This window comes from Colwellia psychrerythraea 34H, assembly GCF_000012325.1.
Classification (GTDB): domain Bacteria; phylum Pseudomonadota; class Gammaproteobacteria; order Enterobacterales; family Alteromonadaceae; genus Colwellia; species Colwellia psychrerythraea_A.
This window is the reverse complement of the sequence record NC_003910.7, coordinates 3,045,223-3,067,396: the sequence shown is the minus strand read 5'-3', so window position 1 is coordinate 3,067,396 and position 22,174 is coordinate 3,045,223. Positions and strand designations below refer to the sequence as shown.

Genomic DNA, 22,174 nt, shown 5'->3' with positions numbered 1-22,174 from the left:
ATTATGGATAGTTATAAAAAATTATTGGAGTTGTATTTTATTCAATAGCTTTGTAAATCGCTTTTGTTCACACGCTAAGTTTATACTTCTTAGTTTTTTCAGTAACATTGTTGCTGAGACTTTAAATCCTTGATTAACTTCTAACTCTTTTATAATAAAGTTGTTAATCTCATCATCAGAAAGCTTTTTACGATTCTTAACTGGTAATTTTACAGATGTTTTTTGAAGGTGATTGTATTTATCAATAATATGGTTAGGGCTAAATTTTTTAACACTATCTTGCTCTAATAAATATCTTGCTAACCTTATATTTAATGATACTCGCCCGCCTTTTAGGGTACTACAAAAATCAGCGCTGGATTCTAAGAAATAGGGCATGAGTATTTTATCTATATTATGCTTACTTGAAATAATAAAAAGGTTCTTATTTGTAAGCTTTTTATCTAAAAGTAATTGTTTTAGTTCCTTCTGTATTACTCTTAAATAATCAGGAGAAGCAGCTATAAAAAATACATCATCTACGTTAATTGAGACCAATGAATGAAGCGATTGACACTTAAAATTCTCGCTATTCCTTACTTGATGTAAACTCTCCCACCATTCATTATTCGATAACCCTGTTTTATTGATTGAATTTTCACTTCCACTTGAAAACGTAGCATCATAAGAGCCAATGTGTGATGAACTATGAATTAATCCATAACCTGCGGATAGTACCCATAAGTCTAAATTTGGAACTACGATGCTTGTAGCAACTTTCCAATGATCACCCGCATAAACTTCATTTGCTGGAACCTTTTGAACAGCATTTTCAAGGTGCTCAAACCAAGCACTAACTATACTTTGAGAGTTATGTTCTCTTATTAAGCTCTCTAATGTCACTTTACCCTGAATATTAGATTTTTTAAGGTTTGTGCAGTTAGTGATTAAGTGGATTTTCAAAGTTACTTACCTTTATAAATAACACCGCAAGTACAAGTTTCCATCAACTCAATAGCTGAAAGTTCTGGAAGATCAGGCTTTAATTTATCCCAGATCCATTTCGAGATAACTTCAGCAGTAGGATTCTCTAGGCCTTCAATATCGTTTAAATAATAATGATCTAATTGGTTATAAATTGGTTTGAAAATTGTTTTTACGTCTGAAAAATCTATAAACCAACCTGAATCTTTGTCTACAGTGCCTTCAAGGTGGATTCTTACTTTATATGAATGCCCATGAAGCCTTGCACATTTATGTCCTGCGGGAACATTGGGTAATTTGTGTGCTGCTTCGAACATAAAGTCCTTATATATGGCTGTATTCATCGTTTTCTAGGTAATCCACTGTCAATAAAAACAGCATTGTACACTAGAATTATGTCTCCAGCCACTACTATCGATTGTTAAATTCCGATGGATTGTTATAGTGTCCGTAGCATTAAGGTTGAAATTTATTTAGTGGTGAAATAATGAATAGTGAACAAAAGAAAGTGCTTGTAAAAGTTATTTTGACTTTACAAAGTGATCATCACGGTTGTAAAGAAGAAGCTATAAATATGGCAAAAGAAGCATTAGGTATTGAAGTTGAACATAACTCAATTCGTGAAATGATTAATGTAGTTTCTGAAGAACAAATCGATAAGTATATGGCATTAATATAAAGGAATAATAAAGCATGGATCTGCTAGATATAGATATACCGTTTGATTGTCGTTTCAAGTGTTGGTTTTGTGGTGAAAACTCTCACACAAATATAGAAGTCAGAGACCAAGAGGTAAAGGGCGGACTAGATATGATATCTATACCTACTTGTGATGAATGCCAGTCATATGGATGTCACCCCTTAGCGAGTTCTTTAGAAGAACTCAAGCAAACTATTAAAGATAAAATTATTATTCGCAGCAGCAAAGAGTTGTCGATAGGTTCAAATTGGACAGAAAAAGAGTTAAATGAATCAGATTTTACTGGTAATGCGTTTGAAGGTTTCAAGAAAAGCGGTTGGGAAATGTTTCTTATCGCAAAAGAAAGAGTCAACTTCAAAGCGTGGGATCTATGTATTGACGGTATACCGGTTAGAGAGATATTGCCTGAAGAAACATTTGAATTTGATGGTCTTGCATTTAGCAACTTTACTGGGATGTTAAATTATTTAAGTAAAACCTTCTTTTTGAATAAAAACTTTTTAAATCGAGTACTCACCTTATATGGCAACGATAGAGCAATTGAAGCTGTAAAATTTTGCAGATTAGTTCCTAATGAGTCTGAAAGTCAAAGAGAACAAGCATTTGATGATTTAGTTGAGTCTTTTAGAGAAAAAGAAGCGCTTGTATTAAGGAACAAGAAACGTGATGCATTAGAATTAAATATAAGTATTGATTCAATAATGCCTGTTAGCATTAGAAAGAACACTATCCCTGTTTTATCTATCCATTGGGCAATGAACAATGGGGTTATTGATTTTGAAACTCTAGATATGTTGGAAGATAAATTTTTTGAAACTTTCTCTTTTGAGGGAGATAAAAAAGTTTTTCAAATGTTTAATGCTTTAGAAATCTATATGGATAAACGGTTGTCTTCCCCTGTATGGAGAGAAACAAAAGATCCAAATGTTACTCTTTGGAAGTATGTTGAATCTCAATTTAACAATTAATTTGAATTAGGAATAAATAAGTGACTATAGAAAATAACTATCGAGAGATTCTTGCAACAATTGGTGAAGATATTAATAGAGGTGGCTTATTAGATACGCCAAAACGTGCTGCAAAGGCAATGGAATTCTTGACTCAAGGATATAAGCAAAATATTGACGATGTGGTAAATGGGGCTTTATTTGAATCTGATGCAGATGAAATGGTAGTAGTGAAAAACATCGAGTTATATTCGATGTGTGAACATCACATGCTTCCTTTTATTGGAAAGTGCCATATTGCTTATATCCCAAACGGTAAAGTTTTAGGATTATCAAAGTTTGCACGGATCGTTGATATGTATGCAAGGCGTTTGCAAATTCAGGAAAATTTGGCTAGAGAAATAGCTTTATCAATACAAGAAATAACTGGATCTATTGGCGTAGGTGTAATTATTGAAGCACAGCATTTATGCATGATGATGCGTGGCGTTGAAAAGCAAAACTCGTCAATGACAACGTCAGTAATGTTAGGGCAGATGAGAGATAATTCTTCTGCGAGACAAGAGATGTTAGCACTCGTTAGGCCATAATCATGATTTATTTAAAGTAGTTTAACCAACTTATTCGAGGCTATAAATGTACTCTAAAGGTAATTATTATATTTATGATGACCGAAATAAAGTTCAATTTGATGAAGTTAAATCACTACTAAAACAATCTTATTGGGCAAGTGATAGAGATGTTGAAACTATTCAAATATCTATTAAAAACAGTATTTGCTTTTCTTTATTTCATAATAAAATACAAGTTGGTTTTGGTCGAGTTGTTACTGACTTTGCTTCAGTAGCTTATATTTCAGACGTAATTATTGATTCGGAACACCGCAGTGAAGGACTTGGGAAGTGGTTGGTGGATACGATAGTTAATGATCCAAGGTGGAAAAGCAAATTCCAGTTGCTTGTAACTGATGATGCGCATTCTTTATATGAGAAGTTTGGTTTTTCTAGTAGTCATAAATTAATGAGTACAAAAGTATAAAATAGGAATTTAGCTAACTTTTAACATTATATTTATTTTAATAAAAGCAATAACTTTATAAGATTTGATAGTAATGTATATATAAAAATTTCTTTTTAAGTGCCTTATTTTTTCTGGATGCCCGGACTTTTACATAAAAATACTTCACCATATTTTGATTAGCATATCGAAATGGCTAAGAGCAGGTTTCATTTGATGGTATTTTATAAAGTTAACAGAAATTAATTGGGGCTACAGTCATAGTTAAACCAAAAGTTCATGTGCAATAGTATAGATACTTAACCAACAAATTAGGTGTGTTATCATGTTTAGATAATATTTATTCATAACAAAACAATATTGGAAGTAGTAACAATATGGATGAATCCTGCGAACGAGTAAAGGCTATTTACAACGAACATGAATACCTAGAGGCATACAGTCGGCATACAGATCTACGTGTGGATGTTGATCCTAAGTTAGCAATTGGAGGTATGTGGGAAGAGATTGGCAAGCTTCAGTTTGAGTACTTAACTAAAAAAGGTCTCCAATGCCATCATGAATTGCTTGATATTGGCTGCGGTACCCTAAGGGGAGGGCGACATTTTATAAAGTATTTAAATAGCTCAAACTATTACGGTGTAGATATTTCATTTAAGGCTATTGAATCGGCTAAGGAATTAGTTGTTGAAGAAAAGCTATCGGATAAAAAGCCTCAGCTACTTTTGGATAAAAATAAGAGCCTTAATTTTAATTGTTATTTAGGTAAAACATTTGACTTTATATTTGCTCAATCAGTATTTACCCATTTGAAACCTGAGCATATATCTGAATGCTTTGAGAATATTGGTCAGATCATGAACGAGGATTCGGCTTTTTATTTTACTTATAATAATAGCGTTGAGTATCGAGAGGTTGGCTTTAAAAATTTCTATTATCCGTTTGATTTTTTTGAAAATTTAGTTGAAAGGAATGGATTTAAGCTAAAAGAATGTAAAAGTGAATACGCTCACCCCAGAGGTCAAATTATGGTTGAGATTGTAAAACGTTAATATCCACTAATTGTAATTAATTTTTGTGATACAAGCTCTGAATAACCTTTGACAGGCCGTTCAATTACAATTCTGAAGCCCAAAAATTCATTTCTTATATTCGGCGGTAAACCAAAACGATGGGTAACTCTGGTTGTTTCCGCTTTATTTAATGCACTGCCACCTCAGATAACATATCTTTTACAGTTGCCATGTGTCGATTTGGGATCTTTTTTATTGGAGTAATCGTAAAATTTTTGGCTATATTTGTCGGCACACCACTCCCATACGTTACCTGTCATATCATATAAGCCCCAATTGTTCGGCGCTAGTTGCTTAACCATTTTTATATTTAACTTTGCGTTATCAAAGAACCATGCATGTTTTGCTACAGGCGATATCTCATTTCCCCAAGAAAAAATGGTATCTGTACCAGCTCTTGCACAATACTCCCATTCAGCCTCAGTAAGCAGTCTCACTTTACAATTGAGCTTACTTGATAGCCAGTGACAGTAATTAATACACGTGAAGTAATCAACACCGACAACAGGTAGGTTACTATTTTCAGCCTTATTAATGTAATTTAGTAGATTTTTTGATTGCCACTCTATTTTATCTTTTAACGATTTTTCTGACTTGTTTTTGAAATAATAGTCAGAGAAGTATGCTTTGTTAGCGATAAAGCTAAATTCCATTTCATTCAAAGATTCTGGCTGAGCTTTTAGGTAATGTTGAAACATTGAATTCGTAACAGGTGTTTCTAACACTGCAATTTCTTGAGTTACCGCAACGGTATGGACTTTTCTTGCTTGAGGTCGTTCAATTAATTTTTTTCCAAATAACGACGTGTATGCACTAGAGTTACCCATCGAAAACTGACCTTTAGGAACTTTAACAAAATGCCCAAGCCATGAGGTATTTAAATAATTCATGTGTTATTTGATAGTCAGAATAGTTGACGGGTATACCAGTATTAATGTTTGATCATTAAATTGGCTGGTTGTTGATTCGGTTTCATTGAGCGTCTTAAGATCAGTCTCAAAAATGCATTCATTACTCCATGATAAAGACTGAGCAAAAATTACTTTTGTGGTAGGAGGATAAAACTCCATCAATAGACTCTTAATATTATCGAATTCTTTCAATGATTGATAAAGAGCAAGTACAGGCTTTGTAGAGAGAATAGACTTTAACTCAGTGTAATTAAAGCATTTCAAATCTCGTAACCGTTCAATACTTGTAATAAATACATTTTGAGTTTTTGAGAAGGGTGTAAGGTCGATACTTTTTTTTGCACATAAAATACTGAGACTACTTAGCCCTGGGATCATCTCATAATTATAATTGTGTTCATTAAACCATTTTATGTGTTCATCTAGACATAAATTCGTATTGAATTGCCCAGAATATAGTGCTGGATCTCCGGATACCATGAGGCAAATGTTTTTATCTCTATTGTTGTGGAAAATGTTTTTTATTTTTTCGGATGTGATATCTCGTCCGGTAAACATCGTTTTATCTTCGAATAGCTCTTTGAGTTCTTCACCAATAAAATTTCCAGGATAAATGCCTATATCTGAATTTTTAAGGGTGTTATAAGCTTTGATGGTTAATTCTTCCACACGGTTTCCTGAGCCTATACCAACAATACTTATCATATTAGACAAACTAGTCCCTCCTTCTGTAATTATATTTTTTGTTCAGTGATAATCTAGAGTTTATATAATATATTGATTAACAATCAATATATTATATATAATCATTTCTTTTAAAAATAAAAATTCTTTTTACATGGAGCCGTAGATTGTCATTTCCTCAAGTTGCTGTAATTGGTAACGCCAGAATTAAATTATCTATTTTGCAGCATATGGCTGAATCAGTTGGCCTAATTATTAATGAGTTAGGGTTTCATTTAGTTTGTGGTGGGCTAGGTGGTGTGATGGAAGCAAGTTGCATCGGACATAAATCGGGTGACATGCCATGTCAGACTATCGGGATTTTACCCTCAATAAAGGCTGATACAGCCAATGAATTCATTGATATTGTCATTCCATCAGGGTTAGATGTTGGGCGAAATCAATTAGTTGTAGCTAGTGGATTTGCTGTTGTCGTTTTAGGTGGTGGTGCAGGAACGTTGAGTGAAGTTGCCTTAGCATCCCAATTTAATAAACCGATACTTTTGATGAAAGGTTCTGGAGGCTGGGCTGATAAGCTAACCGATGAATACCTTGACCAACGATGTAACTCAAGACTTTACCATATACATAGCCTCGATGAGCTACGAAAAACACTGAAAAGTCTATCTACGATTGTTCCTAATAGTGGCTGTATTAATAGTGGCCATAACAGGTGAAGTTATTCATTCCTATCAGTTACTTTTTTGGTGAACCCAAAAGTGAATTATGGCAACTTGATACAGAAACCAAGCACAAACGATTATTAGCTACATTGCCTAGTTCAGGCCGAGATGTTGTTGGTAAAGGTATTACAAGTATTGCTTGGATTAACGATCAACAACTTGTTGGATGTGACTTTAATCGGGTTTTTATCTTCGACCTTGCTCTATGTGAGTTAACACAGATAAGACAAGATGAACAATATAATGATTTGCATCATATAAGTGTAGAAGGACAGGGAGTTTACCTCGCAAATACCGGCCGTGATTGCATTGATATATTAGATCATCAATTTCATCCTGTTAGCCGATTAGATTTTCTGTCAGATGCGGAAGTAGCTGTGCGTGTTAAAGGGCAATATAGTACTAAAGGTGACTATTACGATAATGAAACTTCAGCAATTGAATTTCACCTTCGAAAAGTACCTGATACTTGGCACATCAATCATGTCATTAAGGCTGGAGAACGCTTAGATAACAGGATTATAGCAACCAGTTTCAAGAAGAAGCATTTACTCGATGCCAGAACAATGCAGCCACTAAGTAATGACTTACCTACCCAACCACATGATGGCTATGTAGATCAAAGCTATATCTGGATAACCACCGTTTCAGGGCAAATATATCGTTCTTCATTATCATTACCTCTACAGTTCGAATTGTTTTTTGATTTATTTCAAACGACTAAATCTGAGGGATGGTGCCGGGGCTTATTAGTAACAGATGATTCAATTTATGTTGGCATTACTGCGATTCATAAGGAGTGTAGTCGTACAAATTGGTTGAAAAGACCGATAGAAGATACGCGCACTGGGGTTTATCGTATTGATTTAGCTTCATTAGCTATTGCCGATTTTTACGATTTTAGCCACTCAAATGGTTCTCGTATATTCTCGATTATTGGAGACCATAATGATGAAACAACAGCCTAGAATTTATATGCTTCATCGGGTTATTGAGCATTATGATGAAGATGATTATTACTTTCAGCGAAAAACCGCTATTAGCTGGAATAAGTTCATAGAGCTGCTCGACCTAATTGAAATGAATAGTTGGAAAACTAAACCTATTTCTAACATAACGATGGGGTTTACAGACCAAGATGTATTTATTACTTTTGATGATGGTTATGAAGATAACTGTAATGCGTTAGATGAATTGATTAGACGTGGTATGACAGCAACGGTATTCCCAGTAAAAGATTTTTCTTTAACGGGTTTTTCACCTATTGATGATATGGCTCAACATGTAATGGCAAGCAATGATATTACCCCAAGCCTCCTTCAATCATTGCTAGGGGGGCGAATAAAAAAACTACTACGAGGCATGTCAGCATTAAGGTACCGGTATTATAGAAAGCATTGGTTTAGCATAACTATTGATGCCGATAATAGTGATTTGTTTATGTCGGAACAACAGCTAAAGCGCTATTGTGCGCAAGGTATTGAGCTTGGTATTCATGGGCGTAGTCATAGAGCATTCATTAACCTTACTTCATCTGAACTTTATTCTGAATTAATAGGTAGTTTGAATTGGCTAAAATCACTTGGGAGTATGTCTGCTGTTTCTATTTGTTTTCCTCATGGCAAACATAATGAGCAAGTCATAAAACTGAGTCAATCAGTTGGTCAAATTCTACTTGGAGTGGATTGTGATACCTTAGATTCAGCTGTATTAAGAAGGGTACATGTGACGGAAGATTATAATGTTTGAGTTAAACCACGAACTTTTAACCTTACTAAGGAACCAATTACAAAGCTTTCCATTTCATAATTTAGCGCAATTACTAAATAAAGAAACTCTTAATGGTGGTACATGTTTTGACCATGCACTAAAGCTTCGATCTGAGCTGGTAGGAAGAGGTTTTGAAGCTACATTACATGAAGCAGAGGTTTGCCTAACAGGTGATAAATCGCACCGTTTAGTAAGGGTAGTGCTTCCAAATGAAGTGGCTTTTCTAGATACAGGGTCTGGGTGGCCAACGTTATACCAGGCTAACCTGAAAGACGTTGAGTATGAAAATACAACGGCTGGAATACACTTCAGAATTATTAGAGAGCAAGATTATTTACTAATTAAGAGGTATGAGGGATTGAAGTGGCGTGACATGAACCGTATTTCAGTCGCAAAGCAAAATGAAGAGTCAATATTAGCTAAATTTCCCAACCGATATCTCAAACCGTTGCCTTACAGTAATGAACTTAGGCTTAGTTGGTTGCAAAACGAACAATTTCATAGGATTTCAGGCTTCAATTTAGCTTTGTACGAATCAGGTAAACCCTGTCAGGAATGTAGTTTAACACCATCTGAGTTAATCAGTTATGTTCATGCTCACTTTCCGGAGTTAACGCCTGATCTAACTATGTATTTGAAGAGTATTAATTAATGTGTGGCTTTGTTGTTAGCGTTACTAAAAATCTAGTTGATTTTAATGAAAAAGTTGGACCTGACACGTTGTTGCGTGGTTTAGACTCTTACAATTCAGACGTTTTTTATTCAAATGGTTCATGTTTATATTTTGAGTTTTCGCATCTCTATATAACTGAACCAGAGGTAAACCAACCGTTACAAAGTAATTCTCAGGTTTTGGTATTGAATGGTGAGATATATAACTACCAAGAGCTAGCAGCACGGTTGAATATTGATCCGACTAAATTTAACGATGTAAGTACTTTTTTTAAACATATCGAATGCTACGGATTACTTGATACCTTGATGCGGTCAAATGGAATGTACTCAGGTTTCCTATTTAATAAAATAACGGGCCAATGTGAAATTTTTACAGATCATGTTGGTAAAAAACCACTGTTAGTATGGAATAGTAGAATTGGTTGGCATGTAGGTACAGGAATAGATTTTAACTATGTTGATGAAAAAACAACTGAAATAAAGGTAGTGCCACCAGGGATTTCGGCGTTTGATATAAAAACGGGCAATACCTTTAAAGAATATAGTCACTTGCCAATAAAAGGTAATGAATCAAACCTTATTGATACTCTAGAGGACGCGATATCGCTTCGTGTTCCAAAAAACAGGCCTTTTGCTGTTGCACTTAGTGGCGGTTTAGATAGCTCTATTATTGCCTATATCTTAGAGGCTAGGTTAAGTGAAAATGCACATTATTATGTCGTTGGCGAAAGATACCCTGATTCAGTATTAGCATTATTAGAACATTTGAATATTTGCCTCAGCCGTGTTCATTTAATTAAGCCGCCTCCAGCAGATGAATTACTTAAGTTAATTACAAAAACGTGCCATATCACTAAGAGTTATAACCCATCAATTATATCTAATGGATTAGCTACACTACTTTTATGCAAAGCGGTTCATCAAGATGGTATTCGAGTCATGCTATCTGGTGAAGGTGCAGACGAGTTTTTCTGTGGTTATCAGGGCATGTACAATGGGCGCAATGATCCGACTGAGATGAGAGCCAATTTAATTAAAGACTTGCACTTCACTGAGTTAAGGCGTTTAGATTTAATAAGTGCAAGTTTTAGTGTTGAGGCTCGTTGCCCATTTCTAGACCAACGAGTTACTCAAATCGCAATGATGCTGGATGTAAAAAACCTTTGCGATATACCGATGAATATTGGTAAGACACTACTAAGAGACACTTTCAAACACTTACTGCCACATTCAATAATTAATGCGCCAAAAGAGTCCTTTGATATAACTTCTGGTTTGCAAAAATTGGTAATAGATGAATTACAGAAAGAGTTTAAGTCAGAAAGAGTTGCTTTAAGGACTATTTTTGAAAAAACATTGGCTAACTATCCCATAGTTAATCATCATTATTTTTCTCATTACCCAGCCTTTGATAAGATGATCGATCGGCGCGACTTAAAATATCGAAAGATCGAATTTTCAATAAATACCCAATAGTTGAAATAGGTGGGCAGACGAATAATACATGAACACACCATTTTTCCTTACTTCCATACAAAACAGTGATTTACCGAGATGAGTTTAGAATTACCAATTTATAAAGAGTTTATTGCGATGCCTTCAGTTGTAGGACATCCTCAAGGCAATATTGAAGCAATAGCGTTTGTAATAAAATTTCTAGAGGGTTTAGGTTTTGATATTCGTATTACCGATATAGAGAAAACCGAACAGCCGACAATTATTGCACATTACCCTGGGCGACTAAGTGACAATAAAATTGTGATTTATGGGCATTATGATGTTGCTCCAGTCAAAGAATTGAATAGTTGGGTCAGTGAAGAAGCATTTACCTTAGAAAATATTAACGGCCGCCTTTACGGAAGAGGTATTGCTGATAACAAAGGGCCTTTAATGGCCCGTATGATCGCATTAAAATCCCTAATATTATCAGATAAAGCAATCCCTGAAATTCTGTGGTTAATTCAAGGTGAAGAGGAGATTACACAGGGGGATAGGGTTGCTCATGATATTTTTAAGGATGAAATACCCGCATTTGGTGCCCCGGTGTATATTGAAGAAACAGGATTTAATGATTTAGACAGTAATACGCAAATTGCGTTTTTATGGTCTCCGGATAAGTCTGATTCGGAGTTAATACCATGGCATAGTTTACTTGAAAGCAGCCTAGACAGCCCCCGAATAGAATATAGACATTTAAATAAATTGAATGGTATAAAAGCTTGTCCATTGCTATATAACTTACCGAAAAACGCTGTTTACATGGGATTTGGACCTAATGACCGTTTACACTTTATTCATCGGGATAATGAATCGTTGAATGAGAATAAATTGTTAAAACATCAGCAACAGTTTGAAAAATTCTTAGCTAATTATGCGTTATATAACGATGAATCTTAGTAAAAATATACATGTGGTATTAGCTACAGCTCATCCAGAGGTAGCCAATCGCTTATTAATAAGCATGCAACAGGCATTACCAAGTTTTGATGTTCAAGCGTCTGTGCTCCTATTTGGTATGGCACAACCAATAAAACCGTGTAAGTTCTCTATACCTGTAGATTTGATTGAATGCTTCGTTAATTACCCACCGATTGTTGATAACCGCAACATTTGCCAATTGCACCTTAAGCAAAAAATGAATGAAAGAGGAGGAATTGGTTTTATACTTGATGACGATTTATTGTGGAGCCTTCCTGAGCTGAGTTTTATTAATATTATTAACCAATTAAACGAATTGGGTTGTGATATGGCTTTCAGCACATTATCAGGGGATTCACCAATTCCAAAAGAATATACTAGAACGAGTCCTTTACTTGATGTTTTGCTGGCAATTCGTGATGACGGGGTGGGGGGAGATATATTTCAGATAAATGAGTACCTTAGTCCTGTAGAATCGGTAGTTACAAGCACTGATTCAATCAATGCACATCATGACTTCTATTCTTTCAACCCTCGTGATTTTAACCGTTATAACGTGAATGTCGCTACCTTAAAATGGGATGATTTTATTGACTGTCTTGTAAAGGGTAAGGCTACAACTCGGAACATAAAACTACCGTCAAAGATAACGCCTGCAAACGGACGAGAGCGTGGTGGAGCAACAATTGTACTGAATTCTGAGGTTTTACTGTGTAAAAATGATTCTTTACGCTATTCAAATTTTATTAGTCGTCGTAGTGATATGGTCATGGCTTCAGATGCTTTCACTTGTAACTTTAAACTCTTCAACACACCTCCACTACTGGAGCATCGAAGAGATGAAACGTTTGATACTCATGATAGTAAAAAGTTAATTGGCGACATTCTTGGTTATGCACTTGTAGAATCAAGAGATGTAACAACTTTTTGTCAAAAAAAGTTTGCATTAAATTTGTCTAAAAGAATCGAACAAACTACTTTATTGCTAATAGAGTCATCAAAAATGATGAGACTATTAGGGAAATGGTTAATTAAGAACAATCATATAGGAGCCGAACAAATTAGCTCTCTAAACTCAATGGCCTCAGAAAATGAACAAGTAGTATTAGATATTAAGTTGATAGATTTGGATGAAGTAATCAAGGCTTTTAAAATATTTGCTACAAATCGAAATAATACAGAAAGCTTAATGGCAGGGTAAAGACTATGAATTACTTTGAGCAGAAATATTCATCCTTACTAGAAAGAGGTTGCAGTTGTGACGAAGCATCATTGGAAATCATAGATGCATACCTTGCAGGTAAACCAATTAGATTAAAAAAACAGAAAAAAGTTAATAAAGACAATCTGTTTTGGTCTTCCAAAGTCATTTGGGACTTCAGTACAGAAGTTTTAAGTTCTAATGCTTTTGTTCTAGCTTTGTCTCGTTATTTCGCCCAAGGAAATACAACTAATTTTGACTTGTTAAAGTACATAGCAAAAAACTCTCCATCGTCAGTTGGCAAGGGGGTCCGGCATTCTGAAGTTGTATTAAGGCCAGAAAGTGACAAATGGGCTGAGATAAAGAAATTAGGTGAAACTGTGCCTGGTTCGTTGACTAAGTTAATTAAAGTCTGTGAATGTTTCCAACTGGCACATAAACAAAGACTAGATTTACTTGCTCAATGTCAAAAGCCTTTTGAAAAATTATCTATTTTTGAGGTGTTAAGTTATTCAAGCTTATATGCATTTCAAGGTTTTGTAGAGCCGGAGTTATCTTTGGATAGAGAAGTAATATCTACAACGGCTAAGTTTATTGCATTAACGAAAATAGTAGAGTGGAAAATCAGTACTTCTGAACCAGTATCATTTAAATTAACTGAAATGAAGATCGCCGAATCACTGAAAGTTCACCTATCACCAATTATCTTCCCATCTAATGAAGATTCTGTTATTCCAGAAACGCTTCTCTTTCAATTTTCTGAATTAATCCAGGCTCAAGTTGAACTCAATGAATTTTTATCACGGAGTGTTGTGCCCTTTTGTTTTGATGATGAAGAAAGTTACTTTTTAAACGGAAATCAATTAGAGCGTACCATTTTAGATAATGTGGTAAATCAAGCATGGGACCTAAACGGGAGAAAGCTTAATCTACTCGATGGTTATTGGTTTTATCGTGGGCTAAATGAGTTTATAAACTCAGGAATGGCAGAGCAACAAATTGGCTCAAAATATTATCACCAGTGGAACCAAACAGCTTATATCAAAGCTCTTGGATCAGCTTTACTGCTGAGTGAAATATACGGTGTCGATAAAACTGTATCAACTGATAATGGTATGAACGTTGAAGTTTTCCAAGCTTTGTTATCACTTGAGTTGATGCTTGCTTTTTACAATAAAGATTATATCGAAGTGTTTTTTAGAGAGTACGAAAATACAGGGCAATGGCAAGGAGCTTTGAGTATGTTGGCAATGGGTGGATTGCTTGATACTACTAATAATGAATTTCAAAACCGATTCCCAATTACCTGGCTCAATTGGAAACAAAAAGCTAAAAACATAGTTGGCTGGACAGTGTCTGATGTTTTTCCAAAGGGTAACTTAAAGGCGGCAGAGGCTATATTAGATTTTTGGTCACTTGATTTTAAAAAATGGGGCAGCGAACTACAAAATAGTAACAGACAAAAACTTCCAGTATTGACCGAACGTCCAATTTTTAAATTGGGTAACTATAGCGTGCAGCTTCCATGGATGATGGCATGTCAATTAACGAACGTTAATGCTATTAATAATCTTCGACGTTTTGCAAATAGCAGACCTGAATTAAAGGATGAAACCTCCAGAATTGAAGAGCGGCTTGGTGAGTCCTTCAGAAAACGAGGTTTTACAGTTCTTGATAGTTATATGCCTTCTAGTTGTGATTCTATAAACCCCGGTGAAATCGACTTGATATGTAAGTTAGATGACTTTGTATTGGTGATTGAAGTGAAATCTACTTATAGAAGAAGTAGTCAAAGGGAGGCTATAGGTTATAAAAACCATGCATTAAGGAAAGCAGGGTTACAAATAAAGCGCAAAACTGATGCGGTTAAGCATCTTTTATTAACTGACAATCAGTTTAAATCATCACTTGGAATTGGTGAAAGTTCACATTGCACGGCTATTGGTTGGATTGCTGATACGTGTATGGAGTTTGATCATGAATATTTTAATGATTTTTTAAAAGTTTCTGTTGAAGAGCTACATATAGCATTAAACGATGATGCTAACCTTTTAATGGATATGACTGAGTTATATGGTGATGACGAAAATGACAGAGAGGCTGATTCGTTGTATCAAAATGGCTTTAGTTCAGAGTCGTTTGTTGATGTTATTGAAAACTCGAAAATCTGGGAGTCTTTATTAGAAAATGGTACGGAATAATCTTTTGTGTACCCCAAAGCGTACACAAATCAATAACGCTTGACTCTAGCCCTTTAGATAAAGAAGGGTTTCATAATCGTGCCATTGTTTAGGTTAAATGAGGCCGAGTAGGTAAGTCTTAAATCAAATACGAATGAGATGTGTTACGTACGCAGCTTTTATATCATTCGTTGCAGATTATCTTTTGCTCTTTTAACGTTGAGACAGGTAAGTTGCCACTTACTGCCTGCTCTATATGCTCACTCCACCAGCACATTAGTTCACGCCTGCTATCAAGGTATTCTGCACGATTGTAGGCACGTCTAACTTCATTTTTATCGACATGAGATAGTGCAGACTCGATAACATCAGCATTAAACTCTTGTTCGTTTAAAGTAGTGCTAGCTAAAGCACGTAAGCCATGAGCGACTAATCTGTTTTTATAGCCCATACGTATTAATGCTTTGTTTGCTGTTTCAACGTTGCAGTGTTTATGGTGATTAATGTGGGAAGGGAATAGGTGTGTTCGATGGCCTGTAATTGGCTTTAATCGTTCAAGTATTTCAATGGATTGTTTGGTCAGTGGTACTTTATGCTCTAATCTCATTTTCATACGTTCAGCAGGAATAACCCATAATCTATTCTCTAAATCTATTTCTGACCACTCAGCTTTAGCGCTTTCGCTGGGCCTGGTCATTGTGTGAAGTTGCCACTCAATTAAACATCTGGTGACTAGCTTAATGCTGGCGTAACTGATGACCTTCATTAGCTTACCTAATTCATTAGGCTTAATGGTGGGCATATTAGTTACTTTAGGGGCTGAGAATGCGCTACGAATCCCTGATAACGGATTGTGATGTAATATCCCCGTATTTACGGCATGGGTCATTATGTTGTTTAAATGGCCAATGATTTTACCTGTTGTTTCTAGGTTACCTTTAGCAGCTAAAGGCTTAAGTGCTTCAATAGCCTCTGGTGCTAATATTTTGTCTATTGGCCTGTGGCCTAGCTTTGGAAAAACGTGGTTTTCAAACTTACGCCATAGGCTTTTAGCAGTAACTTCTGTAATCGTGGTCTTTTTGATGGCAAACCAATCTTCAGCAACACTCTTTAAAGTGTGGCTAGCGATAAGCAATTGTTCACGGTGGTGGTCTTCTTTATGTTCTTTGGGGTCGATGTCTTGAGCTAAAAGTTCTCTTGAAGATGCACGCTTGGCTCTTGCATTGGCTAATGTAACATCAGGGTATGATCCTAAGCTGAATGAGGTACGTTTTTTTGTGTAAGGTTTGAAGTAGTCTAACAGCCATTGTTTAGAGCCATTTGGCATTATGCGCAATTGTAAGCCATCGCCGTCAGATAACTTGTAAATCTTATCTTTAGGCTTTGCCTGCTTAACTTCAGTATTGGTAAGAGGTTTTACTTTTCTAGCCATTTTAGTAGTACAACTTTTGTTAGATAAATGCTGTACTACTAAATGTACTACTAAAAAGTGCAGATGTCACGGGACAGGAATGGAAGGTAATGGACATAAAAAAACCCGTAAAGCTTGTTTTATAAGGCTTTACGGGTCTTTAATGGTTCTTAATGAACCTGTATTTGGTGCTCGCTACGGGACTCGAACCTGTGACACCTTGCATGTCATGCAAGTACTCTAACCAACTGAGCTAAGCGAGCACATGTTGATAACTCAACGAGCGCTATGTTAGCTTTTGGTTAATCGCCTTGCAAGTAGTTTTGTTTAATTCATTTGAAAAAAAGATTCGTTTGCTGGTTTTACCAGCAATATGTCCGAAAGTTGTGCTAGTCATCTATTTTACCTGAAGAAATATGTATCAAGGTGTCAGTTTCTTCCGGCACAAAAGTATTATTTTTAATTCGCTCTTGAATTATTCGTAAGCGCCAAGCGAGCAATATTGCTGCTGTGGTCAAACCAACAATAAAACCAATCCAAAAGCCATAAGGTCCTATTCTTGGAACAATCCAATCGGTGACACCTAAAATTAAGCCTACAGATAAACCCACAAGCCAATATGATACAAAGGTTATATATAATATAGATTTAGTGTCTTTATAGCCGCGTAATGCGCCTGCAGAGACAACTTGAATAGTATCTGAAAATTGATAAATGGTAGCAAGTAACATTAAACTGGCTGCTAATTCAATAACGGGAGCTTCTGTACTGTAAATACCAGCAATTTGTGTTCTAAAAAGTACGGTTATTAGCGCCGTGATACAAGCGAGGGCTAAGCCCAGAACAATAGAGTACATGGTGTAATCTCTTGCTTGTTTGAAGTCTTTATTACCAATAGCAAAGCCGACTTTAATGGTGGTAGCCATGGCTATGCTTAACGGCACCATGAATACTAGACCAGTAAAGTTTAATGCTACTTGATGACTTGCGACCACTTGCGCGCCAAAGGGCACTAAAATAATAGCAACAATAGCAAAAAGACTCACTTCAAAAAGAAGTGATAAAGCGATTGGAATACCTAAGCCTAATATTGCTTTGATTTCTGCTAATACGGGCCAATAAAACGCACTAAATAAGTTTGCTTGTTTTAGTACCTTTGAATAAAAGCAATAAATAAGCATACTGATAAACATAGACCAGTAAACGAGTGCTGTGGCTACTCCACACCCAGCACCGCCTAGAGCAGGCATGCCAAATTTGCCATAGATGAAAATATAATTAGCAGGGATGTTGACCAGTAAACCGATGATACTAATAATCATCGTTGGCTTAGTGTATGAAAGGCCTTCGGAATAATTTCTTAGTACAAGGTATAAACAAAAGCCAGGAGCACCCCAAACAATAAAACCTAAGTAATCGAACATCAACTCTTCAAGGTTGCTCTCTAAAGTGACGAGTGGTGACACTATAGGAATGAGTAGGTAGTAGAGAAGTATCAGTGATAAGCCTAACACTAAAGATATCCAAGCGGTTTGATAGGTTTGTTCTACTATTTTGCTATAGTTTTTGGCACCGGCCAGCTGAGAAACAATAGCAGAAAGTGCCATTATTAAGCCATAAATGGTCAATATAAGTGGTAACCAAATACTATTCGCTACGGCAACCGCGGCCAAATCAGTAGCGCTGACGCGTCCGGCCATAACAATATCGACAAAGCCCATTAAGTTTTGAATTAATTGCGCGATTAAAATGGGATAAGTGAGTTTTAATAAGCTTTTACTATGGGTGAAGAAATCAGCTAAATTCATGTCATTGGTTACTTTAGTAAAGAAGAAGGGGAGCGATTATCGGTATTGCCAAATTTCAAGCATCATAGATGAGATAGCCTGAGCAAACAAGGCAAACAGTCTCTTTAAAAGTAAAGTAATCCAGGTTTTTATTAGTACAATTTACAGAGTCTTGAATGAGGATGTCTAGAAGACTTGCTCATCATCACTATCTACGGTTAATTGAATCTTTTTTCTGTATTCATCAACATGCAAATTGTAGTGAATCTCCATACAACAAGAAGGGCACTCATCGTAATAATCTTGATCACCAGCAGAGGCATCTAGGGTCGCGTGCAAATGATGACCACAGTGAGGACAAGTAATGCGTTTTTCACTTAGTTTAATGGTCATATAGCCTCCGTAAGTAAGGGGTATTCGATTTCATATAATCGAGTTTATTCAGTATAACTATTTTTAATTAAATGACTAAAAAACAGTCGAAATTTTTTCTGGAAAACGAGTATTTGTATATCTACTTATTATCTTAAATTATTAGTGTAATGGTAATGACATAATTCTAGATAAGGTTGCTTTGGCTTGATCAATATAAATGCCGCCGAAAATATTAGCGTGATTTAAAATATGGTAAAAATTATAGACTAGTTTTCTTTGTTCGTAACCATCATCTAAGGGATATTCTGCTTGGTAGCCATGATAAAAATCATCAGGAAAGTGACCAAATAGTTCGGTCATGGCAATATCCACTTCTCGGTCGCCATAATAGCAAGCAGGGTCAAATATCATAGCTTTTTCACCAGAAAAACCAGTATTACCTTGCCACAAGTCACCATGAACCAGACAAGGAGACACTTGATGGTGCAGTAATGCGTCGTGACAAACTTGGGTAATATGCTCAATATTACCTAGCATAATGGAACGCTCAGACAGCAATTGTAATTGCCAAGCAATTCGTTGATCAGAAAAAAAGGTTGTCCAGTTACTGCTCCAATGATTGGGCTGAATTGTACTGCCAATGAAATTATCATGTTGCCAACCGAATTGACCGTGGCGATTTTCGTAATGCATTTGAGCGAGCTGTTGACCAAGTTGATACCAAAGCATAGGTTTTGCTTTACTAAAGTCAATATAATCGAGTACTAAGAAGCTCTTGTCTAAACTAGTGCCTATAGCTGTTACGTTAGGACTGGCAATATTCGCTAAGCTATTAAGTTGTTTTAATGAGTATGCTTCCGCTTGGAAGTTTTCTAGATAGTCTTTGTTGTTGATTTTTAGAAAATAACTGCGGTGTCCGTCAGTTATTTTGAATGATAAATTTGGAGGTGGCTCTTTATTATCATATGAACAAGTGAATGAGGAACTGCTGGCCGGTCTTGTCGATATTTCTTTTTTTTCTGAAATATAAAATGACTTCCCAGTTTCAACGCTAATGGCTTGTTCAATGCTATGCCACATAGTTATCTCCAAGAGTAATTATATGTTCTTTAGTATAGCTGCTTTCCTACAGAGTGTTGTCTTGGAAAAAAATATTTATTTAATACGTTTTAGTCATCTGACTGAGTCTCTAAATATTGGATTTTATCTGCAACGCCATCCCATTTTTCAGCCTGTTCTAATGGCGGTTTTACTTCGGTAATTCTGGGCCAGTGTTTTGCAAGTTCGGCATTCAGTTCAATGAATTCTTGCTGGTCTGCGGGTACTTCATCTTCTTGGTAAATAGCACCTGCAGGGCATTCAACAGGACATAAGTCACAATCAATACAATCATCAGGGCTAATCACGAGAAAATTAGGTCCTTCATAAAACGCATCAGCAGGGCAGACTGCCACACAGTCAGTGTATTTACATAATATACAGTTATCGGTTACTACAAATGCCATGGCTTTATCTAAATTTGTTAATTTTTATCTTAATAATGGTGTGGATCATACCTTTGTTGGGAGCAAATTCAATCTCTTGTTTATAAAATGATGGCGTACAGGTAAAATAGTGAAAAATATTACTCTTCCTATGCTGGATCTCAACAGAATGATTCGTTTAACCAATATTAAACTTCCGCTTGATCATCAAGAGCACGAACTTGAACAAGCAATTTTAACTAAATTATCAATAAAAGCCGTTCAGTTAATAAAATTCACCGTGTTTAAACGTGGTTATGATGCACGTAAGAAAAATAGTATTTTCTTGATTTATACCCTTGATGTTGAAACGAATGTTGACGAAGCGCTTCTTGCAACATTTATTGCTGATACCCAAGTAAAAGAAACGCCAGATATGGCTTACAAATTTGTTAGCCAAGCACCCAAGAACCTTAAAAATCGCCCAGTTGTTATTGGTATGGGACCTTGTGGTTTATTTGTAGGTTTAGTGTTGGCACAAATGGGCTTTAATCCTATTGTGTTAGAGCGTGGTCAAGAAGTTAGACAACGCACCAAAGACACTTTCGGTTTTTGGCGTAAAAAAATATTAAATACTGAATCCAATGTGCAATTTGGTGAAGGGGGAGCAGGTACATTCTCAGACGGTAAGCTTTATAGTCAAGTTAAAGACCCTAAGCATTATAGTCGTAAAGTGCTTCATGAATTTGTGGCAGCGGGTGCACCTGAAGAGATACTTTACGTAAGCAAACCCCATATTGGTACGTTCAAATTAGTAACTATGGTTGAAAAAATGCGCGCCAAAATTTTTGAACTTGGCGGTGAAGTTCGATTTAACCAGCGAGTAGATAAAATTCACTTTACTGATGTTGAAGGTAATGAATGTACCGCGCAGGGCATTGAAGGTTACCAAAACAAAAAAGTGACAGGGTTAACTCTCTCTAATGGTGATCATATAGAGACTAACTATATTGCTTTAGCTATCGGACATAGTGCTCGTGATACCTTTAGTATGTTATTTGATGAAGATGTTTACATGAAAGCAAAACCCTTCTCTGTTGGCTTTCGTATTGAACATGAACAAGCGGTCATAGATGAAGCACGCTTTGGCAATAATGCCGGTAATGAAATTTTAGGCTCGGCAGATTACAAGTTAGTTCACCATTGTAGTAATGGCCGTTCAGTTTACAGCTTTTGTATGTGTCCAGGGGGAACTGTTGTTGCCGCTGCCTCGGAAGAGGGCCGTTTAGTGACTAATGGTATGAGCCAATACTCTCGTCTTGAGCGTAATGCGAATAGTGCTATTGTTGTGGGTATTGAACCGGAAGATTTCATCACCAGTGAGTTTGCTTCAGATAGAGATTATGTACTTGCGGGTATGGAATTTCAACGTAACTTAGAAGCAAAAGCGTTTAAACTTGGCGGCGAAAGTTATGATGCGCCAGTACAGCTTGTAGGTGATTTTCTTGCAGGACGTAAAAGTGGCGAACACGGCTCAGTAGCCCCGTCTTATAAACCAGGTGTAACTTATTGCGATTTAAGTGAAACCTTACCCGATTATGCGATAGCTGCAATTAGAGAAGCACTGCCTGCTTTTGATAAAAAAATTAAGGGTTTTTCAATGGCAGAAGCAACATTAACCGCAGTAGAAACTCGAACTTCATCACCTATTCAAATTACGAGAGATAAAGAGACCTTACAAAGCCTTAACGCGCAAGGTCTTTACCCTGCTGGTGAAGGTGCGGGTTATGCGGGTGGAATTTTGTCTGCCGGTATTGATGGTATTAAAATTGCCGAAGCAATGGCATTAGCCATTACAGCAGAGCAAGAGCATTAAT

General features: G+C 36.1%; 23 protein-coding genes and 1 tRNA gene. 14 read left to right on the top strand and 10 right to left on the bottom strand.

Translation table 11 applies throughout. From position 1 onward, the window contains the following. Nucleotides 1-21 precede the first annotated feature (21 nt). A complete protein-coding gene (locus CPS_RS13140; protein WP_011043726.1) occupies nucleotides 22-942 on the bottom strand; it encodes a hypothetical protein in 921 nt (306 codons plus the stop codon). A 2-nt stretch (nucleotides 943-944) separates the two neighbouring features. Continuing rightward, nucleotides 945-1,307 carry a 6-carboxytetrahydropterin synthase QueD gene (queD, locus tag CPS_RS13135; protein WP_011043725.1) on the bottom strand — a complete coding sequence of 121 codons (363 nt, stop codon included), beginning with the start codon at nucleotides 1,305-1,307 and terminating at the stop codon, nucleotides 945-947. A gap of 143 nt (nucleotides 1,308-1,450) precedes the next feature. Here queD and CPS_RS13130 point away from each other — a divergent pair, with 143 nt between their 5' ends. The 5 genes from CPS_RS13130 (at nucleotide 1,451) to CPS_RS13110 (ending at nucleotide 4,679) form a co-directional block, all read left to right on the top strand. Next, nucleotides 1,451-1,642, top strand: coding sequence for a hypothetical protein (locus CPS_RS13130; protein ID WP_011043724.1), 192 nt, complete (start codon nucleotides 1,451-1,453; stop codon nucleotides 1,640-1,642). A gap of 14 nt (nucleotides 1,643-1,656) precedes the next feature. Then, entirely contained in the window at nucleotides 1,657-2,631 is a 975-nt protein-coding gene (locus CPS_RS13125) for a hypothetical protein (RefSeq protein ID WP_011043723.1), read from the top strand. Between the two features lie 20 nt (nucleotides 2,632-2,651). Further along, nucleotides 2,652-3,200: a GTP cyclohydrolase I FolE gene (gene folE, locus CPS_RS13120; RefSeq protein ID WP_011043722.1), complete on the top strand. Its 549-nt coding sequence runs from the start codon at nucleotides 2,652-2,654 to the stop codon at nucleotides 3,198-3,200. A 46-nt stretch (nucleotides 3,201-3,246) separates the two neighbouring features. Continuing rightward, a complete protein-coding gene (locus tag CPS_RS13115) occupies nucleotides 3,247-3,648 on the top strand; it encodes a GNAT family N-acetyltransferase (protein ID WP_011043721.1) in 402 nt (133 codons plus the stop codon). A 356-nt stretch (nucleotides 3,649-4,004) separates the two neighbouring features. Continuing rightward, nucleotides 4,005-4,679, top strand: a complete 675-nt coding sequence (locus tag CPS_RS13110; RefSeq protein ID WP_011043720.1) for a class I SAM-dependent methyltransferase — start codon at nucleotides 4,005-4,007, stop codon at nucleotides 4,677-4,679. Nucleotides 4,680-4,843: 164 nt separating this feature from the next. On the opposite strand, the gene CPS_RS22915 is transcribed toward CPS_RS13110, so the two are convergent. Both CPS_RS22915 and CPS_RS13100 read right to left on the bottom strand, forming a co-directional pair. Further along, nucleotides 4,844-5,590, bottom strand: a complete 747-nt coding sequence (locus CPS_RS22915; protein ID WP_011043719.1) for a formylglycine-generating enzyme family protein — start codon at nucleotides 5,588-5,590, stop codon at nucleotides 4,844-4,846. 3 nt (nucleotides 5,591-5,593) lie between these two features. Then, the gene (locus CPS_RS13100; RefSeq protein WP_011043718.1) at nucleotides 5,594-6,316 is read right to left on the bottom strand and encodes an SAM-dependent methyltransferase; all 723 of its coding nucleotides are present in this window, start codon (nucleotides 6,314-6,316) and stop codon (nucleotides 5,594-5,596) included. 146 nt (nucleotides 6,317-6,462) lie between these two features. On the opposite strand from CPS_RS13100, the gene CPS_RS13095 reads away from it, so the two are divergent. The 8 genes from CPS_RS13095 to CPS_RS13060 all read left to right on the top strand — a co-directional run bounded on the left by CPS_RS13095 (nucleotide 6,463) and on the right by CPS_RS13060 (nucleotide 15,282). After that, the gene (locus CPS_RS13095) at nucleotides 6,463-7,011 is read left to right on the top strand and encodes an LOG family protein (protein WP_011043717.1); all 549 of its coding nucleotides are present in this window, start codon (nucleotides 6,463-6,465) and stop codon (nucleotides 7,009-7,011) included. Beyond that, nucleotides 7,008-7,985 (top strand): hypothetical protein, encoded by a 978-nt coding sequence (locus CPS_RS13090; protein WP_011043716.1) that lies wholly within the window; start codon nucleotides 7,008-7,010, stop codon nucleotides 7,983-7,985. Before CPS_RS13095 ends, CPS_RS13090 begins: the two co-directional genes overlap by 4 nt. Beyond that, a complete protein-coding gene (locus CPS_RS13085; protein ID WP_011043715.1) occupies nucleotides 7,966-8,766 on the top strand; it encodes a polysaccharide deacetylase family protein in 801 nt (266 codons plus the stop codon). The genes CPS_RS13090 and CPS_RS13085 overlap by 20 nt, the downstream gene beginning before the upstream one ends. Then, complete coding sequence (locus CPS_RS13080; protein WP_011043714.1) at nucleotides 8,759-9,439, top strand: arylamine N-acetyltransferase; 681 nt, start codon at nucleotides 8,759-8,761, stop codon at nucleotides 9,437-9,439. Before CPS_RS13085 ends, CPS_RS13080 begins: the two co-directional genes overlap by 8 nt. Further along, entirely contained in the window at nucleotides 9,439-10,938 is a 1,500-nt protein-coding gene (locus CPS_RS13075; protein WP_011043713.1) for an asparagine synthase-related protein, read from the top strand. The genes CPS_RS13080 and CPS_RS13075 overlap by 1 nt, the downstream gene beginning before the upstream one ends. A 78-nt stretch (nucleotides 10,939-11,016) precedes the next feature. Beyond that, nucleotides 11,017-11,859, top strand: a complete 843-nt coding sequence (locus CPS_RS13070; RefSeq protein WP_041737003.1) for a M20/M25/M40 family metallo-hydrolase — start codon at nucleotides 11,017-11,019, stop codon at nucleotides 11,857-11,859. Next, a complete protein-coding gene (locus CPS_RS13065; protein ID WP_202944292.1) occupies nucleotides 11,849-13,081 on the top strand; it encodes a hypothetical protein in 1,233 nt (410 codons plus the stop codon). Before CPS_RS13070 ends, CPS_RS13065 begins: the two co-directional genes overlap by 11 nt. A gap of 5 nt (nucleotides 13,082-13,086) precedes the next feature. After that, the gene (locus CPS_RS13060; protein WP_011043710.1) at nucleotides 13,087-15,282 is read left to right on the top strand and encodes a hypothetical protein; all 2,196 of its coding nucleotides are present in this window, start codon (nucleotides 13,087-13,089) and stop codon (nucleotides 15,280-15,282) included. Between the two features lie 163 nt (nucleotides 15,283-15,445). Here CPS_RS13060 and CPS_RS13055 read toward each other — a convergent pair whose 3' ends face one another. The 6 genes from CPS_RS13055 to fdxA all read right to left on the bottom strand — a co-directional run bounded on the left by CPS_RS13055 (nucleotide 15,446) and on the right by fdxA (nucleotide 20,339). Then, nucleotides 15,446-16,693, bottom strand: a complete 1,248-nt coding sequence (locus CPS_RS13055; protein WP_011043709.1) for an integrase domain-containing protein — start codon at nucleotides 16,691-16,693, stop codon at nucleotides 15,446-15,448. A 165-nt stretch (nucleotides 16,694-16,858) separates the two neighbouring features. Further along, nucleotides 16,859-16,935, bottom strand: a tRNA-Val gene (locus tag CPS_RS13050). A 126-nt stretch (nucleotides 16,936-17,061) separates the two neighbouring features. Then, on the bottom strand, nucleotides 17,062-18,480 hold the full coding sequence (locus CPS_RS13045) for an MATE family efflux transporter (RefSeq protein WP_011043708.1): 1,419 nt from the start codon (nucleotides 18,478-18,480) through the stop codon (nucleotides 17,062-17,064). Between the two features lie 165 nt (nucleotides 18,481-18,645). Next, a complete protein-coding gene (locus CPS_RS13040; protein WP_011043707.1) occupies nucleotides 18,646-18,852 on the bottom strand; it encodes a CPXCG motif-containing cysteine-rich protein in 207 nt (68 codons plus the stop codon). 141 nt (nucleotides 18,853-18,993) lie between these two features. Further along, complete coding sequence (locus CPS_RS13035) at nucleotides 18,994-19,914, bottom strand: fructosamine kinase family protein (protein ID WP_011043706.1); 921 nt, start codon at nucleotides 19,912-19,914, stop codon at nucleotides 18,994-18,996. Nucleotides 19,915-20,003: 89 nt separating this feature from the next. Further along, a complete protein-coding gene (gene fdxA / locus CPS_RS13030; protein WP_011043705.1) occupies nucleotides 20,004-20,339 on the bottom strand; it encodes a ferredoxin FdxA in 336 nt (111 codons plus the stop codon). A gap of 148 nt (nucleotides 20,340-20,487) precedes the next feature. Between fdxA and CPS_RS13025 the strand changes: the two genes are divergently transcribed. Beyond that, on the top strand, nucleotides 20,488-22,173 hold the full coding sequence (locus tag CPS_RS13025; protein WP_011043704.1) for an NAD(P)/FAD-dependent oxidoreductase: 1,686 nt from the start codon (nucleotides 20,488-20,490) through the stop codon (nucleotides 22,171-22,173). Nucleotide 22,174: the final 1 nt, after the last annotated feature.

What these genes read in the sequence shown, in the direction of transcription:
- queD (WP_011043725.1), bottom strand. Translation starts at nt 1,307, where the DNA reads ATGAATACAGCCATATATAAGGACTTTATGTTCGAAGCAGCACACAAA.
- CPS_RS13130 (WP_011043724.1), top strand. Translation starts at nt 1,451, where the DNA reads ATGAATAGTGAACAAAAGAAAGTGCTTGTAAAAGTTATTTTGACTTTA.
- CPS_RS13125 (WP_011043723.1), top strand. Translation starts at nt 1,657, where the DNA reads ATGGATCTGCTAGATATAGATATACCGTTTGATTGTCGTTTCAAGTGT.
- CPS_RS13115 (WP_011043721.1), top strand. Translation starts at nt 3,247, where the DNA reads ATGTACTCTAAAGGTAATTATTATATTTATGATGACCGAAATAAAGTT.
- CPS_RS13110 (WP_011043720.1), top strand. Translation starts at nt 4,005, where the DNA reads ATGGATGAATCCTGCGAACGAGTAAAGGCTATTTACAACGAACATGAA.
- CPS_RS22915 (WP_011043719.1), bottom strand. Translation starts at nt 5,590, where the DNA reads ATGAATTATTTAAATACCTCATGGCTTGGGCATTTTGTTAAAGTTCCT.
- CPS_RS13100 (WP_011043718.1), bottom strand. Translation starts at nt 6,316, where the DNA reads ATGATAAGTATTGTTGGTATAGGCTCAGGAAACCGTGTGGAAGAATTA.
- CPS_RS13085 (WP_011043715.1), top strand. Translation starts at nt 7,966, where the DNA reads ATGATGAAACAACAGCCTAGAATTTATATGCTTCATCGGGTTATTGAG.
- CPS_RS13080 (WP_011043714.1), top strand. Translation starts at nt 8,759, where the DNA reads ATGTTTGAGTTAAACCACGAACTTTTAACCTTACTAAGGAACCAATTA.
- CPS_RS13075 (WP_011043713.1), top strand. Translation starts at nt 9,439, where the DNA reads ATGTGTGGCTTTGTTGTTAGCGTTACTAAAAATCTAGTTGATTTTAAT.
- CPS_RS13070 (WP_041737003.1), top strand. Translation starts at nt 11,017, where the DNA reads ATGAGTTTAGAATTACCAATTTATAAAGAGTTTATTGCGATGCCTTCA.
- CPS_RS13065 (WP_202944292.1), top strand. Translation starts at nt 11,849, where the DNA reads ATGAATCTTAGTAAAAATATACATGTGGTATTAGCTACAGCTCATCCA.
- CPS_RS13060 (WP_011043710.1), top strand. Translation starts at nt 13,087, where the DNA reads ATGAATTACTTTGAGCAGAAATATTCATCCTTACTAGAAAGAGGTTGC.
- CPS_RS13055 (WP_011043709.1), bottom strand. Translation starts at nt 16,693, where the DNA reads ATGGCTAGAAAAGTAAAACCTCTTACCAATACTGAAGTTAAGCAGGCA.
- CPS_RS13045 (WP_011043708.1), bottom strand. Translation starts at nt 18,480, where the DNA reads ATGAATTTAGCTGATTTCTTCACCCATAGTAAAAGCTTATTAAAACTC.
- CPS_RS13040 (WP_011043707.1), bottom strand. Translation starts at nt 18,852, where the DNA reads ATGACCATTAAACTAAGTGAAAAACGCATTACTTGTCCTCACTGTGGT.
- CPS_RS13035 (WP_011043706.1), bottom strand. Translation starts at nt 19,914, where the DNA reads ATGTGGCATAGCATTGAACAAGCCATTAGCGTTGAAACTGGGAAGTCA.
- fdxA (WP_011043705.1), bottom strand. Translation starts at nt 20,339, where the DNA reads ATGGCATTTGTAGTAACCGATAACTGTATATTATGTAAATACACTGAC.
- CPS_RS13025 (WP_011043704.1), top strand. Translation starts at nt 20,488, where the DNA reads ATGATTCGTTTAACCAATATTAAACTTCCGCTTGATCATCAAGAGCAC.